Below are 20,623 nucleotides of genomic sequence, written 5' to 3' on the forward strand. Positions count from 1 at the left end.
TTCTGTTGGCGGCGAACAGTTGCGGAGATGGAAAGGCCATCGCCGGCGGCCGCTACCCGTTCCCCTCATTCTTGCGCGACCGGTGCGCCGCCTGCTTGGCGCGATTGCCGCACACGGCCATGCTGCACCAGCGGCGCGCATGGCCCTTGGTCCTGTCCAGGAACAGCATTGTGCAGGCCGGGCCTTCGCAGGCTTTGACGTAGGTGAAATTGTCGTCGCAGACGACGTTCGCCATCGCCTCGGCCAGCGGCAGCAGCAAAGACTCCGGCGTGCGCCAGCGGCGCTCCTGCTTGCGGACGACGCCATTTCCGTCACTCGCCACCATTTGCACGAAAGCTTCATCGCGCGCCAGCAAACGGTTGAGCGGCTCCAGTTCGGCGACGACCGAATCAGGCAAGGGCTGCCCTTTGTGCCGCACGACAAAATCGCGGAACCACTCCCGTAATCCTCTGGCCTGTGCGGCGATCGCATCCAGTTCGCCCGGACCTGCGCTGCGTGCAAATTCTTCCAGCACCGATGCCGGCGCCAATTTCGCCGCGCTCAGCCACGCCAGAAAATCCCTGCCCGAACCCAGCCATTCGACCGGCGTGTCGACGGGCGTGGCCACGGAGTTCAAAAAATCCAGGCCGAGAGCATCGGCCAGGAACATCGGCGGCGGCAGTTGTTGGTCCATGTTGCGACATCCTTTCGTGCTTTGATTACCCAAATAGTAACTTAATAAATGATTTATTAGAAGTTACCTGCCTCTTGAAGGGAAGACCCAGGAAGCGCATCAGAAGGCTATCGTCGTATTCCGACGTATCCATGCAGTAGTGCGTCCTCCCTATCGATATGCGCTCCACTCCTGGAATTTCCATGGGCTGATTAAATAACCTTTAAAAAATAGTTTGACAGGTTACAAATGAATAAGTAACCTTTAAATTGAAATTTAACCAGTTATTCAATTCGAGGAGCCCGTTATGCAGAAAGTACGCAACAAGAAAGTGGTAGTGGATGGTCTGGAAGTGTTTTACCGGGAGGCGGGCCGGCGCGACAAGCCGACGCTGTTGCTGCTGCACGGCTTTCCCAGCAGCAGCCACATGTTCCGCGACCTGATCCCGCTGCTGGCGGAACAATTCCATCTGGTGGCGCCCGACTTGCCGGGATTCGGCCGGACCGCGATGCCGCCGCGCGAGCAGTTCGACTACACCTTCGAAAACCTGGCGCGGGTGATCGCCCGTTTTACGGAAGTGGTGGAGCTGGAGCGTTTCGCGATCTACGTGTTCGACTACGGTTCGCCGGTCGGCCTGCGCCTGGCGACCATGCATCCGGAACGCATCAGCGCCATCGTCACGCAAAACGGCAACGCCTATCTGGAAGGACTCAGCGACGGCTGGAATCCGATCCGCCAATACTGGCAGGCGCCCAACCAGGCCAACCGAGACGCGCTGCGCCAACTGCTAACGCCGGAGGCCACGCTGTGGCAATACACGCATGGCGTCAGTGAGATTGACGCGGTGTCGCCGGACGGTTATTCGCTCGACGACTTCTACATGACGCGGCCGGGTGCGCATGAAGTGCAGCTCGACCTGTTCCTGGACTACGCCGACAACGTCGCGCGCTATGCCGAATTCCAGGCCTATTTCCGCAAGCATCAGCCGCCCGTGCTGGTGGTGTGGGGACGCAACGATCCCTTCTTCCTGCCGGCCGGCGCCGAGGCGTTCAAGCGCGATATTCCGGGCGCAAGAATCGTGTTCTACGATACCGGCCACTTCGCCCTCGAGACGCACGCGGCCGAGATCGCCGCCGAGATCCGCGCCTTCCTGTAAGCGCATCCATCACGTTCACAAACATCAGAGAGGGTTTGCCATGCGCGCCATCGTCATCCAGCAATACGGTCCGGTCGAAGGGCTGGTCTATCAGGACCTGCCGCAGCCGGAACCGCAACACGGCCACGTCGTCATCCGCGTCAAGGCCTTCGGCATCAATCACGCCGAAATGCACATGCGCCGCGGCGAATGGGCCGAGTCGGCGCCGGTCAGCGGCATCGAATGCGTGGGCATCGTCGCGGCCTGTCCGGGCGGCGAATTCGCCATCGGGCAGAAAGTCGCAACCCTGATGGGGGGCTCGGCCGCACCGTCAACGGCAGCTATGCCGAGTACACCCGCGCCCGTGTCGACAACGTCGTCGCCATCGATTCGGACCTGCCGTGGGAAGAGCTGGCGGCGATCCCCGAATCGTATGCGACCGCATGGACCTGCCTGTTCCGCAACCTCGAGATCCGCGCAGGCCAGACGCTGCTGATCCGCGGCGCGACCTCGTCGTTCGGCCAGGCGGCGGTCAACCTGGCGGTCAATGCGGGCTTGCACGTCATCGCCACCACCCGCAGCAAGGAGCGTTTCGCCATGCTGGAAACGTTGGGCGTGATGCGCGTCGAACTGGAAGGGCCGTCGCTGTCGGCGCGCCTGGCGGAAGCGGGGCAGGTCGACGCCGTGCTGGACCTGGTCGGCAATAGCGTCGTGATGGATTCGCTGGCGATCGTGCGGCGCGGCGGGCGTGTGTGCCTGGCGGGATTTTTGGGCGGGCTGGCGCCGGTGCCGGATTTCAATCCGCTGCTGCAGATGCCGAGCGGGGTGCACTTCAGCTTCTTCGGCAGCTTCGTGTTCGGCAATCCGCAATTCCCGCTGTCGGACGTGCCGCTGCAGGCCATCGCGCGCGACGTCGCTCTGGGACGCTACCGGGCCAAGCCGTCGCGGGTATTCAAATTCGATGAGATCCATGCCGCGCATCGCGCGATGGAAGCCAACCAGGCCAACGGCAAGATGGTCGTGCTGGTCGACTGATCAATACAAACTACTTAGACATCAACACACATCAAGGATGAACAACATGAAGAGAACAGCCATCGTCACCGGCGCCAGTCAAGGCATCGGCCGCGCCACCGCAATTCGTCTGGCCAAGGATTTCGGCGTCGTGGTCCTGGTCGCCAGAAATGCCGCAAAGCTGGCGGAGACCGCCGCCGAAGTGGAGAGGGCCGGTGCGCAGGCGCTGGTCATCGACGTCGACCTGAGCGAGCCGGCCGCGCCCGACCTGGTGGTTTGCAAGACGCTCGACGCCTTCGGCCGCATCGATGCGCTGGTCAACATCGCCGGCGACGTGCCGCAGATCGACCTGTTCCAGATGACGGACGCGCAGTGGGATGCCGGCATGTCGCTCAAATTCCACGGCGCGCGCCGCCTGACGATACGCGCGTGGGAAGCGCTGAAGGCCAGCCGGGGATCGGTGATCGTCACCTCCGGCAACTCCGCCGCGGTGCCGAAGGCCGGGTTTGCCGCCGTGGCCGCGATCAACGCCGCCATCGTCTCGCTGGCGAAAGCCTTTGCCGAACGCGGCATCGAGGACGGCGTGCAGGTCAACAGCGTGTTGCCCGGTCCGGTGATGACCGGACGGCGCGAATCCTTCCTCGGCAAATGGTCGGCCGCGCACGACATGTCGGTGGAAGAAGCCAAATCGAAGTTCCTGGACGCGGCCGGCATCAGCCGCTACGGCCAGCCGGAAGAAATCGGCGAGCTGATGGCCTTCCTGGTATCGCCGGCCGCGAAGTGGATGACGGGTTCGGCGATACGCATGGATGGCGGGGAAATCAAGGCGATGTGAGGCAGCGCAGACGGGGCGCATCCTGTTCCATGAGATGATGCGCCTCGGAAAGCAGCGCTGCGATTGGCGCTGCCGCAGACACTCATCTTCACCATGCAAACAACTTTCCTGTTATTGAATGCGCTGTGGTTCGCCGCCGGCTTCATCACGTTCAGCCTGCGCAGCAAGCGCTTCATGAAATTCCTGGTGCGCCGCATGGACCGGCAGGAAAATACCTTGCTGCAATTGCGCACTTCGCTGCATTTTCTCGGCGGCTTCAATTTCGCGCTGGCGCTGTTTTGCGTCGCGCTTGTGGTCACGGGTAAGGTGTTCACGGATGCGCGTCAATGGCAGTTGATCTACTCCTTCCTGTCACTGGCGCATGCGGCGCAATTCCTATGCAATGTACCGGTCGCCTTGCGCGAAGTGAAGAAGCGGCCGCATGCCTGGCCGGTCCTGCGCGGGCCGATGCTGTTCATCTTCGTCACCGATGCCGTCCTGATGGTCGCCAATGCGGCGGCGGTGATCATGCTCGGCTAGAAACTTTCCCAGCTGTCGTTGCTTTGCGTCGCAACAGCAACAACGCTTGCTTTTGCCGGCAAATCCTTCACCGTCTTGCGCGGCAGCTTTGAAGCTTTGGGCGTCACGTCGACGATTCTCACGTTGTCTGAAGCCGCGACGGCGTCGCCCAGCTTGAAAATGCTGACCGCCTGCGATAGCCGTTCAGCCTGCTCCTGCATCGATTGCGCGGCAGCCGCTGCTTGCTCGACCAGCGCGGCATTCTGCTGCGTGACGCCGTCCATTTGCGTGATGGCGCGGTTGATCTCTTCGATGCCGGTGCGCTGTTCCATGCTGGCGGCAGAAATTTCCGCCACGATATTGGTCACGCGCCTGACGCTGGCGACCACTTCTTCCATCGTCGCCCCGGCCTTGCCGACCAGCTTGCTGCCGTCGTCGACCCTGGCCACCGAGTCGTCGATCAGCAATTTGATTTCCTTGGCGGCGGCCGCCGAGCGCTGCGCCAGGCTGCGCACTTCACTGGCCACCACCGCAAAGCCGCGACCCTGTTCACCGGCGCGTGCCGCTTCCACTGCGGCGTTCAACGCCAGGATATTGGTCTGGAAGGCGATGCCGTCGATCACGCCGATGATGTCGACGATCTTGCGCGACGAGGTATCGATGTCGTTCATGGTGCTGACCACCTGGGCCATCACTTCACCGCCTTGCATCGCGATGCCGGACGCCGACACCGCCAGTTGGTTGGCCTGGTGTGCGTTGTCGGCATTCTGCTTGATGGTCGACGTCATCTGCTCGATAGCGGAGGCGGTCTCTTCGATGGAGCCGGCTTGCTGCTCCGTGCGCGCCGACAGATCAAGATTGCCGGAAGCGATCTCGCCGGAAGCCGTGGTGATGGTATCGGTGCCCGTGCGCACTTCGCTGACGATCTTGTGCAGGTTGTCGTTCATGTGTTTCAGCGCATCCATCAATTGGCCGGTCTCGTCGCGCGACTTCACTTCGACGCCGCCGCCGAGATCGCCGGCGGCGACGCGCTGCGCCATGCGTACCGCTTCGCCGAGCGGTCGCACGATCGAACGCGTCAGCACGAAGCCGAGGCAGAGCGACGCCAGCACCGTCAGTGCGGAGCACGCCAGGATCACGTTGATCGCCGTGGTGCCTTCCGCAAATGCGCTGGCGCCGGCCATCCGCAATTGCTTGTCCTGCACTTCGACGAAGCTGTTGGCCGTTTCCAGAAATGCATTCTGCGACGCCAGCAATTTGCGCAGCACTGCATCGGCGGCGGCTTCGGCATTACCGGCGCGCGCCTGAGTAATCACTTCCAGCTTGGCGACGTCGAAATTGCGCGCGGCGTCGGTCAACGCCTTGGCGCGCTTCCTGCCGATTTCGGTGACCTGATTGGCGTCGATCTTGTTGATGGCCTCCTGGGTCTTTCTGGAAGACTCGTCAAGGCGCTCGTAGCGCACCTTGTTGAATTCAGGGCGTGTCGTGTCGATCACGATCCCGCGCAGGTACCTGATCTGTTCATCAAGTCCGTCGCGCACCTCAAAGGCCAGCCGCACCTTGAGGTAACGCTCGTTCATCATCTGGTCGACCGCGCCGTTGATGTTGGTGATCTTGACCACGGCGGTGGCCGCGACCACCATCAGCAGCAACACCACGATGCCAAATGCAGCGCCCAGCCGCGCCCCCACCTTCATATTTTTTATGGATGCCACCATATTCATTCCCGGTTAATTTTATTGAAAAAGCGTCGATGCCTGGTTCCGGCTGTTTTTATATTTATGCCGAAAGCACGGATATGTACTCCCAGTATTGATGCAGAGCAAGAGCGGAGAAGGCCGATGGCGAGGGCTGGAGGGCGGGGTACGGAAGGAAGAACGAGGCGGCGGACCGCAAGGACCGGGGCACTGCAGTCAAAAGAGAGGGTTTTCGGGGTTAACAATAATTTATGAGGCGGCCGCCATTATTTATATTCTTTTGCACGCGTACGCCCACACGCTGCAGCCGGCGATGCAAATGCTTGCCGGCCGCCGCATGCGGGCGTGACGCCTCCCCTTGCAGGAAGCTCCTCAAGATATCAGAACAGGTGACGGATGCCGACCTGGAAGCCGGTTTCGCTGGCGCCCTGGTCCGGGCTCAGCGCCTGGGTCGCGGTCAGGCTGGCACCGGTCATCTTGAAGGCGGCGGTGTGCTCGTTGATCAGTCGGGATGCAACCGCGTAGGCGCGCGTACGTTTCGAGATGTCGTAGTTGACGATCAGACTGAATTGCTTGGCATTGTTGTTGTAGCTGGAGCTGTCCTTGATGTAGCCGCCGCCGGCGCCGACCGTGGTTTGTGGCGTGACACGGTAGTCAGCCGAGAGGCTGTAGGTGTTGTGATAATTGCCGGCCGTGTTGGCGACCACGCTGCCGGTCGGATCGTACTTGCCGGCCGGATTGGTCAGCGCGTTGCCGGTGGTGGCGGAAATCACTTCGTTGGTGCGGAAGAATCCCAGGTAGACCTTGCCGGCGCCGTAGTCGTAATTACCACCCAGCATGAACTGTTTCACGCTCACCGAGTTGGTGGCGTTGTTGGCGTTCAGGTAGGCCGTGCCCAGGTACAGCGGACCTTGCTGCGTCTGCAGGCCGGCTTGGTAGACGGCGTTCGACGGCGTGCTGCCGGCCTTTTCTCCGACCGAGTAGTGCAACTCAAGCGTGGAGTTGGCGAACTTCGGTGAGATGTAGCTAATGTCGTTGTCGACACGTGCCAGCCAGTTGGCGAAGTTGTTGAAAGCGGAGCCGTAAGTGGCCGCGCCGAAGGCATCCATGTTGCCGCTGTAGAAGAACATCGGCGTGTTCTGGCGCCCCAGGCGCACCTCGCCGAAACCGCCGCCCAGTCCGACCCACGACTGGCGGTCGAACAGGCGGAAGCTGTTTTGCTGTGCGCCTGTGCTGGGGTCGAAACCGGTCTCCAGATTGAATGTCGCGCGATAGCCGGCGCCGAGATCTTCGCTGCCGCGGAAGCCGAGCCGGCTGGTCATTTCACCGTTGTTGCCGATCACCGACAGCGACGTGTTCTTGCCGCCTACGGTGCTCTTCTGATAACCGCCGAAGACGTCGAGCACGCCGTAGACCGTCACCGAGCTCTGGGCCTGGGCGAATGGGCTGTACGCGAGCGCCAGTACTATCGGGGCATATTTGATTTGCTTTTTCAATTTCATGGTGGACTCCTCCTGTTGTGTATGAATTTTTCGCAGCGTTTTTTTTCAGACAAGCAGACCCACTCCGCGCCGCCTCTGAGGTTTGCTCTGAGGGCGGCATGGATCGCTGCGCTGCTCTGGTGAGCAGCGCGGTCCTGCAATGGCGGTCGACGGCTTAGCGTTGCCGTTCGAAGTGTTTCTTCACGATCAGCGCCAGTGGCACCGCGAAGAAGAAGTGCGACATGAAGCCGCCGATGATCACCACCGGATCGTAGTAGTTGGGATGGTTGTCCGAGGCGATCATGATGGCGACGTGCATCGCGATCCAGGCCACCACGGCGTAGAACATCGCCACCAGGGTCGCCTCATAGCCTTTGCGGCGGAAATACGGCCAGATGGCGGCGAACAGGATTCCCCACACCAGCGTGAAGAAGAAGTGGATGCCGGTGCCGAGGAAATAGGCCAGCACGCCGAGCGACTCCTGTACGTCCTTGCCGAACACCAGGCCGGTGGCGTTGCGCGGGATGCCGCCGAGCGGCATCAGGTGCTGTGCACCGACCCAGATCAGGGCTTCGTAAATCCAGATGATGACGCCGCCGGTCAGGCCGCCGATGATGCCGGCCCTGAGCATGTCGCCGCGATTTTTCCATCCGTCCGTGGATGGCGCCGCGCCGGTGACGGCGGTGTGTTGTGCTGTTTGCATGATGTCTTCCTTTTTCCTCTTGCGATGGGATAGGGGCTGGGGCGAGAGCGACGGTGATGTCTCTGCGCCTGCCGTTCTTTTGCTCTTGTTATTTCTGGTGCAGCGTGACGAATTGCGGTGTGATCTCCTTTCCTGCGTTCCGGCCGCGCTTTGCCGACCGGCCGTCTGAAAATTGCTCAATCGATGTAGGTAAGTCCGGCCTGCGCCAGCGGACCGCGCATGTCGTACATATCCAGTCCCAGCACACCTGCGGCCAGCCTGGCGCGTTTCGCGCCTTCGAGGTCTTCGCGCTTTTGCGCGACCTGGGCCACACGCACCGCGTCGCCGGCCGGCACCACGGCGACGCCGTCGTCATCGGCCACCACGACGTCGCCGGGATTGACCAGCACGCCGGCGCATACCACCGGGATGTTCACCGAACCCAGCGTGGCCTTGATCGTGCCCTTGGCGCTGATGGCTTTGCTCCAGACCGGGAAACCCATCTCCTTGAGCACCTTGACGTCGCGCACGCCGGCGTCGATGATCAGCGCCCGGGCGCCGCGCGCCATGAAGCTGGTGGCTAGCAGATCGCCGAAATAGCCGTCGGTGCACTCGGCCGTGATTGCCGCGACCACGATGTCGCCCGGCTGGATCTGTTCCGCCGCGACGTGCATCATCCAGTTGTCGCCGGGATGAAGCAGTACGGTCACTGCGGTGCCGGACACCGCCGCGCCGGAGTAGATCGGCCGCATATAGGGCTTCATCAGGCCGGTGCGGCCTAGCGCTTCATGCACGGTGGCGGCGCCGAATTTGCCCAGCTGATCCGCCGCTGCGGCGTCGGCGCGGGCGATATTGCGATAGACGACGCCGAGCTGATTCATGGTGGAAGTTGTCATGCCGGAAGTCCTCGTTGGGTGAGCGCCTGATCCAGGCGTGGATAGACGCGACGTGCATTGCCTTCGAAGATCTGGCGGCGCTCGGCGTCGCTGAGCGCCGCCGCGTCGATGTAGCGTTTGGTGTCGTCGTAGTAGTGGCCGGTCTCGGGATCGATGCCGCGCACCGCGCCGATCATCTCCGAGGCGAACAGCACATTGTCGACCGGGATCACCTTGGTCAGCAGGTCGATGCCGGGCTGGTGGTAGACGCAGGTATCGAAAAAGATGTTATTCAGCAGATGATCCTGCAGCAGCGGCTTCTTCATTTCCTGCGCCAGTCCGCGGAAACGTCCCCAGTGATATGGCACCGCGCCGCCGCCATGGGGGATCAGGAACTTCAACGTCGGGAAATCCTTGAACAGGTCGCTGGTCAGGCATTGCATGAAAGCGGTGGTATCGGCGTTCAGGTAATGCGCGCCCGTCGTATGAAAGCAGGCGTTGCAGCTGGTGCTGACATGGATCATCGCGGGGATATCCAGCTCCACCATTTTTTCATACAGCGGATACCAGTAGTGGTCCGACAGCGGCGCCGAAGTCCAGTGACCGCCGGACGGATCGGGATTCAGGTTGGCGCCGACGAAGCCGTACTCGAGCACGCAGCGTTCCAACTCTGCGATGGAGGTGCGCACGTCGGCGCCGGGCGACTGCGGCAACATCGCGGCGCCGATGAAATTGTCCGGGAACAGTGCCGCCACGCGATGGCACAGTTCATTGCAGATCGCCGCCCAGGTCTGGCTGGTGTGCAGGTCGCCGATGTGGTGCGCCATGAAACTGGCGCGCGGCGAAAAAATGGTGAGGTCGGCGCCGCGTTGCTTCATCAGGCGCAACTGATTACCCTCGATCGACTCGCGCAACTCGTCATCGCTGATGCGCAGTTCGGATGCCTTGGGCGCCGCCGCTGGATTCTGCAGGCTGGCGATCTGCCGGTTGCGCCACTCCTCCAGCGCCTTGGGCGCGGTGGTGTAATGGCCGTGGCAATCGATGATCAGGGGATTTCTCATTCCGTTGTTTCTTTCCAGAGGTCGGCGGGGATGAGTACGTCCCCGCGCATGATGGGACGTGCCGTGCGGAGCAGGGCGGCGCTGACGATTTTTTGTGGATCACGTGCATCGAGTTCGAGCTCGACGGTGAATTCGCCGCTTGGGTGTTCTACCGACACGCTGCGCTGCAGTCCGGTGCCGGCGTTCGCCAATTCATCTGCGACGGTGCCTGCCAGCACGCAGGCCGTCGCGACGGTGACGGCCGCCAGCACGCCGATGGCGTCGTGGCAGACGTGTGGAATGAAGCAGCGCGTGGTGATGGCGCCGCCGGCGCGGGGCGCCGCGACCAAGCACATCTTCGGATAGTTGCGGGCGCGGATGTCGCCCAGCCCCATCGGTTCGCCGACGGCCAGGCGCAGCGCTTCCAGCCGCGCGCGCAGCGACTGGTCGGCATTGAGTTCGGCGGCGCTTTCGTAGCCGCTGATGCCGAAGTCCACCGCGCGCACCAGCACCATCGGCATGCCGTTGTCGATCAGCGTGGCCGCGACTTCGTGCAGGGCGCCATCGGGTGTGTGGAAGCGAATCCGGTCAAGCACCTTGCCGGTGGGCAGCATCGCCGGGCAGACCGAACCGGCCGTGTCCAGGAAATTGATCTTGACCGGCGCGGCTGTACCCGGTACGCCGTCGATGCGGGCGTCGCCGCTGTAGTGCAGGCGGCCGCCCGGCGTCTGCACCGTGACATTGCATTGCATGCCGGTGTTGAGCGTGCGGATGCGTGCCGTGGTGACGCCGTCGCGGATGCCGATCAGGCCGCGCTCCAGTGCAAACGGCAGCACCGCCGCCAGCATGTTGCCGCAGTTGGGCGTCAGGTCGACCTTGTCTGACTCCGGCTGCAACTGGGCAAACAGAAAATCCAGGTCGACTCCTGCGCTGCCGCTGCGCGACACGATGCCGATCTTGCTGGTGAGCGGATGTGCTCCGCCCAGGCCGTCGATCTGGCGCTTGTCGGGCGAACCCATCGCGGCCAGCAAGACCCGGTCGCGCACGCCCGGATCGGCCGGCAGATCGGACGCCACGAAGAACGGTCCGCGCGACGTGCCGCCCCGCATCAAGGTGCTGGGAATGGAGCGCAAGTCGGCGAGCAGGTCCGGATTCTGAGTAGTGTCCACGATCTTTACAAATGAAAATTGACCGGGCAAGTATGCGTGAGCGTATCGTGAGCATGGTTGCGTTGTAACCCTTCCTCTGTTCTAATTTTCTTATCGAGGTGGTTTTTAAATTTTTCGGAAACGCCATGGACCTGCTCAATCTCCGTCACTTGCATGTATTCAATGTGGTCGCCGCGACCGGCGGCGTGCGTCGTTCATCCGACACGCTGCTGCGCGCGTCATCGGCGGTGGCGCGCTCAGTAGCCGCGCTGGAACAGGCCCTGAACACGCAGCTGTTCGAGCGCAAGGGGCGCGGCATGCTGCTGACCGGCGCCGGCGAAGCGGTCCGGTTGCGGGTCGATCGCATCGAAGGCGAACTGCGTGAAGTGCGCGACGATGCGCTGCGCCTGCGTGAACGTACCGGCAGCCAGGTCGCCAGCCTGGATGCGTTGTTCAACGAAAGGCGCCTGCAGGCCGCCGTGCTGCTGGCCGATACGCATCACATGCCCAGCGTGGCGCGCCTGATGAACGTATCGCCGTCAGCAGTCAGCCAGTCCATTTCCTTGCTGGAAGGCATACTCGGGCAGTCGCTGTTTTTCCGCACCGCCCACGGCATGCTGCCGACCGATGCCGGCCGGCGCTGGAGCGAACGATTCGAGCGTGCGCTGGCCGAGTTGCGCCACATTCCTGCAGACATCGCCGCGCTGGACGGCATCGTGCAGGGCACCGTCACGGTCGGTGCATTGCCGCTGGCCCGTTCGCTGTTGTTGCCGGCCGCCGTGGCGCGCGTCCTCGAGAAACATCCGCGTCTGCAAATCCGCTCGCTCGAAAGTCCCTATGAAGAACTGGCGGCAGGATTGATGAGCGGCCGCATCGACTTCATCGTCGGCGCGATGCGTGCCTTCAGTACCGACACCTTCGATTCACGGCCGCTGTTTGCGGACAGCGCGGCGCTGATTGCACGTAGCGGCCATCCGCTGGCGAACAAGAAAAAGATCTCCTACGCCGATCTCGAGGGTTACCCCTGGGTGTTGTCGCGCGCCGGTACGCCGCTGCGCGAATCGATAGAACAGTTCTTTCATGACGACGGTCGGCCGATTCCGCGTGCCGCCGTGGAAACCGGCGATCTCGCATTGCTACGCGGCGTGTTGATATCGAGTGACATGCTGACGGTGATTTCCGCTTACCAGTTGCATCACGAAATTGCCGCAGGCCAGCTGATCAAATTGCCGTTCGCCATGGTGGGCATGGAACGCAAGATCGGCATCACGCAACGCAAGGGTGCGCATCTTTCGCCGGGTGCGGCGGCGCTGGCGCGTGAAATCGAAGCGGTTGCGCCGGACTGGAAATGAAGCAGGCATGCAGCGCCGCCGGCAGTGGCCGGCGCTGAAAAGAATGCCTGAACTTGCCGGCCAGGACCGCCGCCGCAGATTTCAAAGAATCCACCGCGATTAGAAAATTGGAACGCTCAGGTAGCCGAAAGCAATACTCGACGGCGTGCGGAAACGTACACTGCTTGCCATGTCGGGGCCGCTTCTTTGCACTTCGGCAAGCCGGCTCTCCCAGCGCGCAGAGGAGCGGCGGCGGCCCATACCAACTAATACCTATATTGGAGACTTAATGAATACAGCACAATCGCTGGATGTGCGCGCCCATATCAATGGGCGCAAGATGTCCGGTTATCAATGGCTTTTACTGATCCTCTGTTTCCTGATCGTGGCGACCGACGGTATGGACGTGGCGATCATGGGTTTCCTGGCGCCGGGCATCACCAAGGAGTGGGGCATCTCGCGCGCCGCCTTCGGTGCGGTGATGAGCGCAGCGCCGATCGGCCTTGCCATCGGCGCGCTGCTGGTGGGACCGTTGTCTGATCGTTACGGACGCAAGAAACTGCTGATGCTGGCGGTTGGCTGGTTCGGCGTGTTCAGTCTGCTCTCGGCGGCCGCACACGATGTGTTCACGCTGTCAGCATTGCGCTTCCTGACCGGCCTCGGTCTTGGCGCAGCCATGCCCAACGCCACCACGCTGCTGTCGGAATATGTGCCTGAGCGTTCGCGCAGCACCTTGCTGGCGATCATGTTTACCGGCTTTAACCTCGGTTCCGCATTGATCGGCTTCGTTGCCGCAGCGCTGTTGCCGGAATACGGCTGGCGCGCGGTATTGGTGGCCGGCGGCGCCATCCCGCTGGTGTGCCTGCCGATCTATATCTGGCTGGTGCCGGAATCGGCGCGTTTCATGGTCGTGCGCAATTATCCTGCTGACCGGATCGCCCGCACGCTGGCCAAAGTCTGTGGCGGCGATTTTGCACCGGGCCAGACCTTCGCCGTCAGCGAGCCTGCCGTCAGTGGTTCGACGCCGGGCAAGGTGTTGTTGTCGGCGGCCTATCGCAAGACCACGCTGTCGCTCTGGGGCACTTATTTCATGGGCCTGCTGGTGATTTATCTGTTGAGCGGCTGGTTGCCGACGCTGATCAAGGACGCCGGCCTGCCGATCGAAAAGGCAGCCAGCATCACCGCGCTGTTCCAGCTCGGCGGCACCGTCGGCGCACTGGTGGTAGGCTATTTCATGGATCGCTGGGCACCGAGCAAGGCGATAGCGGTCGCCTATGTTTCGGGCGCGGTGTTCATCCTGCTGCTGGCCTCGGGCAGCGTGCAGTCGGGCATGTTTGCAGCGTATGTGTTGCTGGCGGGTTTTTGCATGAGCGGCGCACAAACCGGCATGAACGCCTTCGCTCCATCCTGCTATCCGACCGTGGTGCGCGCCACTGGCGTGAGCTGGATGCTGGGCGTGGGACGTTTCGGCAGCATCCTCGGTTCGTTCGCCGGCGGCGTGCTGCTGTCGATGGGTTGGGGTTTTGCGTCGGTGATCGCGATCCTCGCCGTACCGGCGGCATTGGCGGCGCTCATCATCATTTTCATCCAACTCGGTCAGCGTACCGCAGCAGCATAGGAATATCGTCATGGCAAATATCGTAGGCGCGATCGCGTCGTCGCACACTCCCACCATCGGCTTCGCACTCGATGCCGGCAAGCAGCAGGATGCGGTCTGGGCGCCGATCTTCAAGGCCTACGAGCCGGTGCGAAAGTGGCTGGCCGAGAAGAAGCCGGACGTCCTGCTGATGGTCTACAACGATCACGTGACGTCGTTCTTCTTCGATCACTACTCGGCGTTCACCTTGGGTGTCGGCAACGAGTACAAGGTGGCCGATGAAGGCGGCGGCCCGCGCGACCTGCCGGCCATCGGCGGCCACGCAGCGCTGGCGCAACACATCGGCAGCTCGCTCATGGCCGATGAATTCGACATGTCGTTCTTCCAGGACAAGGCGCTCGATCACGGTTGCTTCTCGCCGCTGTCGATCCTGTGGGAGCACGCCGACGGCTGGCCCGGCAAGATCATCCCGCTGCAAGTCGGCGTGCTGCAGTTTCCGATTCCTTCGGCGCGTCGTTGCTTCAAGCTGGGCCAGGGCCTGCGCCGCGCCATCGAAAGTTATCCGGAAGACCTGAACGTGGTGCTGGTCGCCACCGGCGGCCTGTCGCACCAGGTCCACGGCGAGCGCGCCGGTTTCAACAACACGCCATGGGACCACCAGTTCCTCGACCTGTTTGAAAAAGATCCGGAAGTGCTGCTCGACATGACCCACGCCGATTTTGCGCGGCTGGGCGGCATGGAAAGCGCCGAAGTCATCATGTGGCTGGTGATGCGCGGCGCCATGCCGGCGTCATTGCAATGCCTGCATCGCGAGTACTACCTGCCGTCGATGACCGGCATCGCCGTCGCCGTGTATGAAGGCGCCGCTGCGGCTGGAACGGCCGACGCCGCCTTGCTGGAGCGCCGTGCGGCGGAACATCGCGCGCACATGGCGCGCCAGTTGCAAGGCATCGAAACGCTGCCCGGCACCTATCCGTTCACCCTCCAGACCAGCGTGCGCAATTACCGTATCAACCGTTACCTGCATCAGCTGGCGCAGCCGGCTTTCCGCGAGCGTTTCCGGAACGACGCTGCGGCAACGTACGACGAAGCCGGACTGACGCCGGAAGAGCGCGACATGATTGATCGTCGCGACTGGCAGGCGCTGATTCGCTACGGTGTGATTTTCTTCCTGCTGGAAAAAATGGGTGCGGTGGTCGGTGTTTCCAACCTGCATATCTACGCCGCCATGCGCGGGCAGTCGCTGGCCGATTTTCAACAGACCCGCAATGCCCCCGGCGCGCTGTATTCTGTGGCGGGCGGCGGCGCCGCCAACGCTAAGGAATGGGACCAGCCGAAAGACGGTTCACGCTGAGGCAACCGGCGGCTTCGTCGGCCGAAATTTCGCGCAAAGCAACGGGTCACCGTTGCTTTTTTCTTGTCGGCTTCCGCCTCGTCGCAATCTCTTGCGACAAATCCAGAATCAACTGACCGAAGGCCTGCACCGCCGGTGTCTTTCCTTCGCCGCTGCAGATCAAGGTGAAATTGGCCTTGGGCAGCGGCGGCAAGCCATAGGCGCCGTCGACGATGCGCATGCCCGGCTCGACGTCTTCCTGCGGCAATACCGAAATCGCCAGGCCCGACAGGATCGCCGCGCTGATGCCTTGCTGGCTGGGCGAGGTGAACACGGTATGCCATTTCACACCGGTGTCGTCCAGCGCGCTGATGCCGACGTGGCGATTGATGCACGGCGCCGGGAAGAAGGCGAACGGCAGCAGACGGTCCGGCGCCAGGTCGAACGACTCCGCCGCCACCCACACCAGTTGCGTCTGGCGGATGCGCGTGCCTTCGTCGCTGTCTTCCGTCGTCATGACGACGGCCAGATCCAGGTCGCGGTTGCGCACCAGTGAGCGCAGGTCGAGCTGCATGTTGACGCGTACGTCCAGGCGCACTGACGGGAATGAGCGCGCGAACTGGCACAGCAGCGTCGGCAGGCGATCGCCGACAAAATTCTCCGGCGCGCCGAACCTCACCTCGCCCGAAATCGGCGACGGCCGGAACCGACACTCCAGGGCATCCAGCGCATCCAGGATTTGCCGCGCATAGCGCCGCAGGTCCTCGCCGTCCTCGGTCGGCGTCAGGCTGCGCGTGGTGCGCTGGAACAGCGGCCGTCCCAGTTGTTCCTCCAGCCGGCGGATCTGGTGGCTCACCGCCGACTGCGTCAGGTGCAGGCGCTCGGCGGCGCGCGTGAAGCTGCCGGTATCGAGTACGGCGACAAAGGTGCGCAGCAGCGCGGGATCGAGGTTCATGGAGGGACGGTCGCTCTATTCTCTATTGATGATGGAAATTAATAAGTGCTGCGAAATTAAATCGTTTGTATCACAAATCATCCTTGCCCAGAATCGGGGGTCTGCTTCCGGCCGTCTGCAATCGGCGACCGGAATTCGCTTACTGCTAACCGGGTCTCTGCAATGTCCTTCTCGAAAAACTCCCTGGCCCTGGCCTCGGTCTGCCTGGCCGCACTCATGTTCGGCCTGGAAATCTCCAGCGTGCCGGTCATCCTGCCGACGTTGGAACGCCTGCTGCACGGCGACCTCGCCGACCTGCAATGGATCATGAACGCCTACACCATCGCCTGCACCACCGTGCTGATGGCGGCCGGTACGCTGGCCGACCGCTACGGCCGCAAGCGCCTGTTCATCGCGACCATGTGCTGCTTCGGCGTCACCTCGCTGCTGTGCGGCCTGGCGACCAGCGTGTCGGTGCTGATCGTCAGCCGCTTCCTGCAAGGCATGAGCGGCGGCGCCATGGTGATCTGCCTGCTGGCGATCCTGTCGCATCAGTTTCGCGGCGGCCATGAACGCAGCCGCGCTTTCGGCGCCTTCGGCATCGTGTTCGGCGCGGGCCTCGGTTTCGGTCCGGTGATCGGCGGTGGCATCGTGGCCCTGCTGGACTGGAAATGGGTGTTCCTGGTGCATGTCCCGCTGACTGCGCTGACATTGTTGCTGGCGCTGCGCGGCGTGACGGAGTCGCGCGATCCGCATGCGGGGCGGCTCGACGTTGCCGGCATCGTCACGCTGTCGCTGGCGGTGTTCGGGCTGACGTTCTACATCACGCAGGGAGCCGATTTCGGTTACGGCAGCGTCGCCGGATTGGCGCTGATCGGCGCGACGGCAGTGAGCTTTGCCGTGTTCCTGTGGGTGGAAACCACCGTCGCCCATCCCATGTTCGATTTCTCGGTATTCCGCATCCGCGCATTTTGCGGCGCGCTGCTGGGCTCGGTCGGCATGAACTTCAGCTTCTGGCCTCTGATGATTTACCTGCCGCTGTATTTCCAGGCGGTGCTCGGCTACGACACCGTCGACGCCGGGCTGGCGTTGCTGGCGTACACCTTGCCGACGCTGATCGTGCCGCCGTTCGCCGAACGCTTGTCCTTGCGCTTCCAGCCGGGCACGGTGATTCCTGCGGGCTTGTTCCTGCTCGGGCTGGGTTTCCTGCTGATGTACTGGGGCAGCGCCGGCAGCAATGCGATACAGGCCGGCTGGCTTGCCATGCTGCCGGGTTGCCTGGTCGCCGGCATCGGACTGGGCCTGACCAACACGCCGGTGACCAATACCACGACCGGTTCGGTACCGCCCAATCGCGCCGGCATGGCATCGGGCATCGACATGAGCGCGCGCCTGATCACGCTGGCGATCAATATTGCGGTGATGGGTTTGTTGTTGCTGGAGAGCGTGCAGTCCTATGTGCAGCAGCACGTCGTGGCGGGACTGTCATCGGCGCAGTTGCGTCAGGCCGCGGCTTCCATTGCGGCAGGCAACCTGGCGCAGGGCGTGCAGCAGTTGCAAGGGACAGAGGCGGCCGGCGCCTTGGTGCAAGCCGCGCTGGCGCATGGCTTCGGCGTGCTCATGCTGTACGGCGGTTTCGGTGTGTGGATATTGGCGGCGCTGAGCCGGGCGATCTTCGGTGGGAAGAAGGTGGCGGCTATCCCGGCCTATGAATGAAGGCCAAGCTCACCCGATGATGTCGATGCTCTCGCAAAAACTGTAACCCTGACCATGCTCGGTGCGCAGCGGCAGCTTTTCGCCGCTCAGGTTTTGCCAGCGGCGGCGCAGGCGGCTGATGATCTGGTCCAGGCGGCGTTCGTCGTAGTCGATCCACTCGACGCCGAAGGCCTTGGCGATCTGCTGGCGATGCACCACTTGGCCCATGTTGCGCGCCAGCAGTTGCAGCAGCAGGATTTCCATCGCGTTGATGTCGTGGAAGCGCCCGTCCGGCGCATACAGCCGCCGCTCCAGCAGGTGCAGGCGCCAACTGCTTTTTCGGAGGCGGCGCGAGACCGATGACACGTAGGCCGACAGTTCTCCGAGCCGGACCGGCTTGATGAGGTAGTGGTCGGCGCCGCGTTTGAGGCCTTCGATCTTGTCGTCGATGCTGCCGCGCGCGGTCAGCATGATGGTGCCGATATGCGGATGGGTACGATGCAGTTGTTCGAGGACGGCGAAGTCGTTGCCGTCAGGTGCGCCGATGTCCATGATGGCGATGTCGGCGTCGTCAATCCGGTGCAGGAATTCGGCAAGACTGCCGGTTTCCGATACGCCATGACCCTCGCGTTGGAGAAAGTCGGCGACCTCGTTGCGCAGGCCGGCTTCGTCCTCCAGCAGTAACACCCGAGCCATTACCGGCCCTCCCTGTTTGAAAAATCTGGGCGAGTATAGCACCATGCTTTTAGCGCTGCCTGAGGCGGTTGAAATCGTCCTGGATCTCAGCTTGCCGGCGGACTTTCCGACTTTGCGGTCCATTTCCGCTATTGCTGCGGCAGCTTTTCGGAAAGCATATTCCCATACGCATGGCGACCGTCAACATCAACGGCGTCAACGCCCACCTGCCGGCGCCGTTACGCTCGCCGCATTCAGTCCTGCAAGCTCTCGCTGTCGGCTCTCTGCGTACTGAAAAACCGCAGCATTTCACGCGATGCATCCGGGCCGTTGGCGTCGGTGTAAGAACCACGCGCGCTGCCGCCGGCCCAGGCGTGACCGGCGCCGTGGATCAGCCAGTGCTCGGCCAGCACCGGACGGCCGTCGACGTGCAGCGAGGTGCGCGAGTAGCGATGACCGGTTTCGGTTTTTCCTTCTTCCACGACGGTGCTGATCTTCTCTTCGGATGCCGCCGTTTGCTCGAACCTGGCGACGAAGTCATCGATCAGGCCGGTGCCGTTGGACGGGCTGACCGTGGCATCGCGGTCGCCATGGAAAACGATGACAGGAATCGCCTGCAGCTTGGCGGAAGCGCCGCCCCGGCGTGAAGACGAGAGGGAGGTGCCAGAGGCGCCCCGCATCGCGCTCAATGCCGACGTCAGGTCGCTGGCCGACGCATACGGCAAGCCTGAATGCACGCCCACGGCCTGGTAGAGATCCGGATAGGTCGAGCCCATGATGATGGCCATCGCGCCGCCGGCCGACAGGCCGGCGACGAACACCTGCTTGCGGTCGAGACCGTACTGATTGATCACTTCATTGGTGATGCCGGCGATGAGCGATGGTTCGCCCTGGTCGCGTTGTTGATCCATGGCCTTGAACCAGTTCCAGCATTTTGACGAATTGTCGGAGGCTTCCTGCGCAGGATAGACAACCAGGAAACCTTGCTCTTCCGCCAGCGCGTTCATTTGCGTGCCGCGCGCGAAGTCGTCGGGGTCTTGGGTGCAGCCGTGCAGCATGACGACCAGCGGCATTGCCTCGCCGTCGTAGCCGGACGGGACGTACACCTTGTAGCGGCGGCTGCCTGCCGTGTTGGCATAGGAGCCGGCGACAAATTTGCCGCCGTTCAGGTCGGGAGCTTGCGTGTCGGCTTGCGGCGTGGTTGCGGCGCCGCCAAGGCCGAGCTTGCCCAGCAAGTCGCTCACGAAGTTCTGCGGCGCCAGCTTCTGTTTGGTGCCCGCGGACATGGACGGCGGCTTCAGACCCGCCGCAGCCAGCGCGTCCTGGATGACTTGCGTGGTCTTGCCTGCGCCGTCCGAGTTGAGACGACGGGTGATTTCCGCCATGCGTGCTTGTAAATCGCCGAGCTGAGACATGGATTTCCTTTGAAAAATGAAGCTAATGGATTCGTCCCGCCAACGCCGCCTTGACGGCGGCGCTGGCATGGAAGGCGCCGAGGACGGTCACCGAGTCGATGACCGCTGCCGCCAGTTCGGGGGGAACGTCGGCGGCGATGCTGGCCAGTCCGACCACCTGGACCTGCAGTTTTTCTCCGTTGGCCCGGCTGGTTTCGAGCTGCTGGCGGGAAAAAGCCTGCAAGCCCAGCACCAGGCTCTTGCGCACGATGGTTTGTTTGACGACATCGGAGTGGACTGCAAGCTGGTTGCGGATGGCGGTGCGGATCAGGTCCGTGCGATTGGTGTAAAACCCTTCCTGCACCAGCAGGTCGATCTGGCCCAGATCGACCACGCCAAGATTGATCGTGACTTTTTCGCTGTCTCCTACGCGTGGCTTAAGTTCTGTGACCGACATTGCTGTTCTCCTTTTTATTGATAAAAAGCAATTAAATACAATTAAATAGCTATCCGGGATCTGCGTGGAATCTATTTGGAATCCATTTAGAATCTATATGGATGGTAAGTGGAGTATATGCTAAATTTCGATGATGGCAAGCCCCGGTTC

At 62.4% G+C, this 20,623-nt stretch carries 19 protein-coding genes and 1 pseudogene; 9 read left to right on the top strand and 11 right to left on the bottom strand.

Translation table 11 applies throughout. The annotated features are described in order from the left end of the window. Positions 1 to 52: 52 nt before the first annotated feature. Positions 53 to 673 carry a CGNR zinc finger domain-containing protein gene (locus ACIROY_RS05530; RefSeq protein ID WP_402340361.1) on the bottom strand — a complete coding sequence of 207 codons (621 nt, stop codon included), beginning with the start codon at positions 671 to 673 and terminating at the stop codon, positions 53 to 55. Between the two features lie 286 nt (positions 674 to 959). Here ACIROY_RS05530 and ACIROY_RS05535 point away from each other — a divergent pair, with 286 nt between their 5' ends. From ACIROY_RS05535 to ACIROY_RS05555, 5 genes and pseudogenes are all read left to right on the top strand, one after another. Next, positions 960 to 1,808: an alpha/beta fold hydrolase gene (locus ACIROY_RS05535; RefSeq protein WP_402340364.1), complete on the top strand. Its 849-nt coding sequence runs from the start codon at positions 960 to 962 to the stop codon at positions 1,806 to 1,808. A gap of 175 nt (positions 1,809 to 1,983) precedes the next feature. Next, positions 1,984 to 2,031: pseudogene (locus tag ACIROY_RS05540) on the top strand (hypothetical protein); the annotation flags it as partial. After that, positions 2,031 to 2,822, top strand: a complete 792-nt coding sequence (locus ACIROY_RS05545; RefSeq protein ID WP_402340367.1) for a zinc-binding dehydrogenase — start codon at positions 2,031 to 2,033, stop codon at positions 2,820 to 2,822. The pseudogene ACIROY_RS05540 and the gene ACIROY_RS05545, both read left to right, overlap by 1 nt. 46 nt (positions 2,823 to 2,868) lie before the next feature. Next, positions 2,869 to 3,636, top strand: coding sequence for an SDR family oxidoreductase (locus tag ACIROY_RS05550; RefSeq protein WP_402340370.1), 768 nt, complete (start codon positions 2,869 to 2,871; stop codon positions 3,634 to 3,636). Positions 3,637 to 3,729: 93 nt separating this feature from the next. Continuing rightward, entirely contained in the window at positions 3,730 to 4,155 is a 426-nt protein-coding gene (locus ACIROY_RS05555) for a hypothetical protein (RefSeq protein ID WP_402340373.1), read from the top strand. Here the strand turns inward: ACIROY_RS05555 and ACIROY_RS05560 are convergent. From ACIROY_RS05560 to ACIROY_RS05585, 6 genes are all read right to left on the bottom strand, one after another. After that, positions 4,152 to 5,852 carry a methyl-accepting chemotaxis protein gene (locus tag ACIROY_RS05560; RefSeq protein WP_402340375.1) on the bottom strand — a complete coding sequence of 567 codons (1,701 nt, stop codon included), beginning with the start codon at positions 5,850 to 5,852 and terminating at the stop codon, positions 4,152 to 4,154. The two genes, ACIROY_RS05555 and ACIROY_RS05560, sit on opposite strands and share 4 nt — an antisense overlap. Before the next feature lie 359 nt (positions 5,853 to 6,211). After that, complete coding sequence (locus ACIROY_RS05565; protein ID WP_402340378.1) at positions 6,212 to 7,333, bottom strand: porin; 1,122 nt, start codon at positions 7,331 to 7,333, stop codon at positions 6,212 to 6,214. A gap of 154 nt (positions 7,334 to 7,487) precedes the next feature. Further along, on the bottom strand, positions 7,488 to 7,943 hold the full coding sequence (locus tag ACIROY_RS05570; RefSeq protein WP_402277704.1) for a hypothetical protein: 456 nt from the start codon (positions 7,941 to 7,943) through the stop codon (positions 7,488 to 7,490). 248 nt (positions 7,944 to 8,191) lie between these two features. Continuing rightward, on the bottom strand, positions 8,192 to 8,875 hold the full coding sequence (ligK, locus tag ACIROY_RS05575; RefSeq protein ID WP_402277702.1) for a 4-carboxy-4-hydroxy-2-oxoadipate aldolase/oxaloacetate decarboxylase: 684 nt from the start codon (positions 8,873 to 8,875) through the stop codon (positions 8,192 to 8,194). 11 nt (positions 8,876 to 8,886) lie between these two features. Beyond that, the gene (locus ACIROY_RS05580; RefSeq protein ID WP_402277700.1) at positions 8,887 to 9,918 is read right to left on the bottom strand and encodes an amidohydrolase family protein; all 1,032 of its coding nucleotides are present in this window, start codon (positions 9,916 to 9,918) and stop codon (positions 8,887 to 8,889) included. An 8-nt stretch (positions 9,919 to 9,926) separates the two neighbouring features. Continuing rightward, a complete protein-coding gene (locus ACIROY_RS05585; RefSeq protein ID WP_402340381.1) occupies positions 9,927 to 11,078 on the bottom strand; it encodes a 4-oxalomesaconate tautomerase in 1,152 nt (383 codons plus the stop codon). Between the two features lie 125 nt (positions 11,079 to 11,203). Between ACIROY_RS05585 and ACIROY_RS05590 the strand changes: the two genes are divergently transcribed. The 3 genes from ACIROY_RS05590 to ACIROY_RS05600 all read left to right on the top strand — a co-directional run bounded on the left by ACIROY_RS05590 (position 11,204) and on the right by ACIROY_RS05600 (position 15,339). Beyond that, entirely contained in the window at positions 11,204 to 12,409 is a 1,206-nt protein-coding gene (locus ACIROY_RS05590) for a LysR family transcriptional regulator (RefSeq protein ID WP_402277469.1), read from the top strand. A 268-nt stretch (positions 12,410 to 12,677) separates the two neighbouring features. Further along, positions 12,678 to 14,006 carry an MFS transporter gene (locus ACIROY_RS05595; RefSeq protein ID WP_402277467.1) on the top strand — a complete coding sequence of 443 codons (1,329 nt, stop codon included), beginning with the start codon at positions 12,678 to 12,680 and terminating at the stop codon, positions 14,004 to 14,006. Between the two features lie 10 nt (positions 14,007 to 14,016). Beyond that, the gene (locus tag ACIROY_RS05600) at positions 14,017 to 15,339 is read left to right on the top strand and encodes a gallate dioxygenase (protein ID WP_402340384.1); all 1,323 of its coding nucleotides are present in this window, start codon (positions 14,017 to 14,019) and stop codon (positions 15,337 to 15,339) included. Positions 15,340 to 15,385: 46 nt separating this feature from the next. Here the strand turns inward: ACIROY_RS05600 and ACIROY_RS05605 are convergent, their stop codons facing one another. After that, a complete protein-coding gene (locus tag ACIROY_RS05605) occupies positions 15,386 to 16,273 on the bottom strand; it encodes a LysR family transcriptional regulator (protein ID WP_402277465.1) in 888 nt (295 codons plus the stop codon). A 162-nt stretch (positions 16,274 to 16,435) separates the two neighbouring features. Here ACIROY_RS05605 and ACIROY_RS05610 point away from each other — a divergent pair, with 162 nt between their 5' ends. Further along, complete coding sequence (locus ACIROY_RS05610) at positions 16,436 to 17,968, top strand: MFS transporter (RefSeq protein WP_402340387.1); 1,533 nt, start codon at positions 16,436 to 16,438, stop codon at positions 17,966 to 17,968. Positions 17,969 to 17,977: 9 nt separating this feature from the next. Here ACIROY_RS05610 and ACIROY_RS05615 read toward each other — a convergent pair whose 3' ends face one another. The 3 genes from ACIROY_RS05615 to ACIROY_RS05625 all read right to left on the bottom strand — a co-directional run bounded on the left by ACIROY_RS05615 (position 17,978) and on the right by ACIROY_RS05625 (position 20,473). Then, the gene (locus ACIROY_RS05615; protein ID WP_402277461.1) at positions 17,978 to 18,643 is read right to left on the bottom strand and encodes a response regulator transcription factor; all 666 of its coding nucleotides are present in this window, start codon (positions 18,641 to 18,643) and stop codon (positions 17,978 to 17,980) included. Positions 18,644 to 18,876: 233 nt separating this feature from the next. After that, positions 18,877 to 20,037 (bottom strand): alpha/beta hydrolase family esterase, encoded by a 1,161-nt coding sequence (locus ACIROY_RS05620; protein ID WP_402340390.1) that lies wholly within the window; start codon positions 20,035 to 20,037, stop codon positions 18,877 to 18,879. A 22-nt stretch (positions 20,038 to 20,059) separates the two neighbouring features. Beyond that, complete coding sequence (locus ACIROY_RS05625) at positions 20,060 to 20,473, bottom strand: CopG family transcriptional regulator (protein ID WP_402340393.1); 414 nt, start codon at positions 20,471 to 20,473, stop codon at positions 20,060 to 20,062. Positions 20,474 to 20,623: the final 150 nt, after the last annotated feature.

This window comes from Herbaspirillum sp. NPDC101396 (genome assembly GCF_044767365.1).
GTDB lineage: Bacteria > Pseudomonadota > Gammaproteobacteria > Burkholderiales > Burkholderiaceae_D > Herbaspirillum.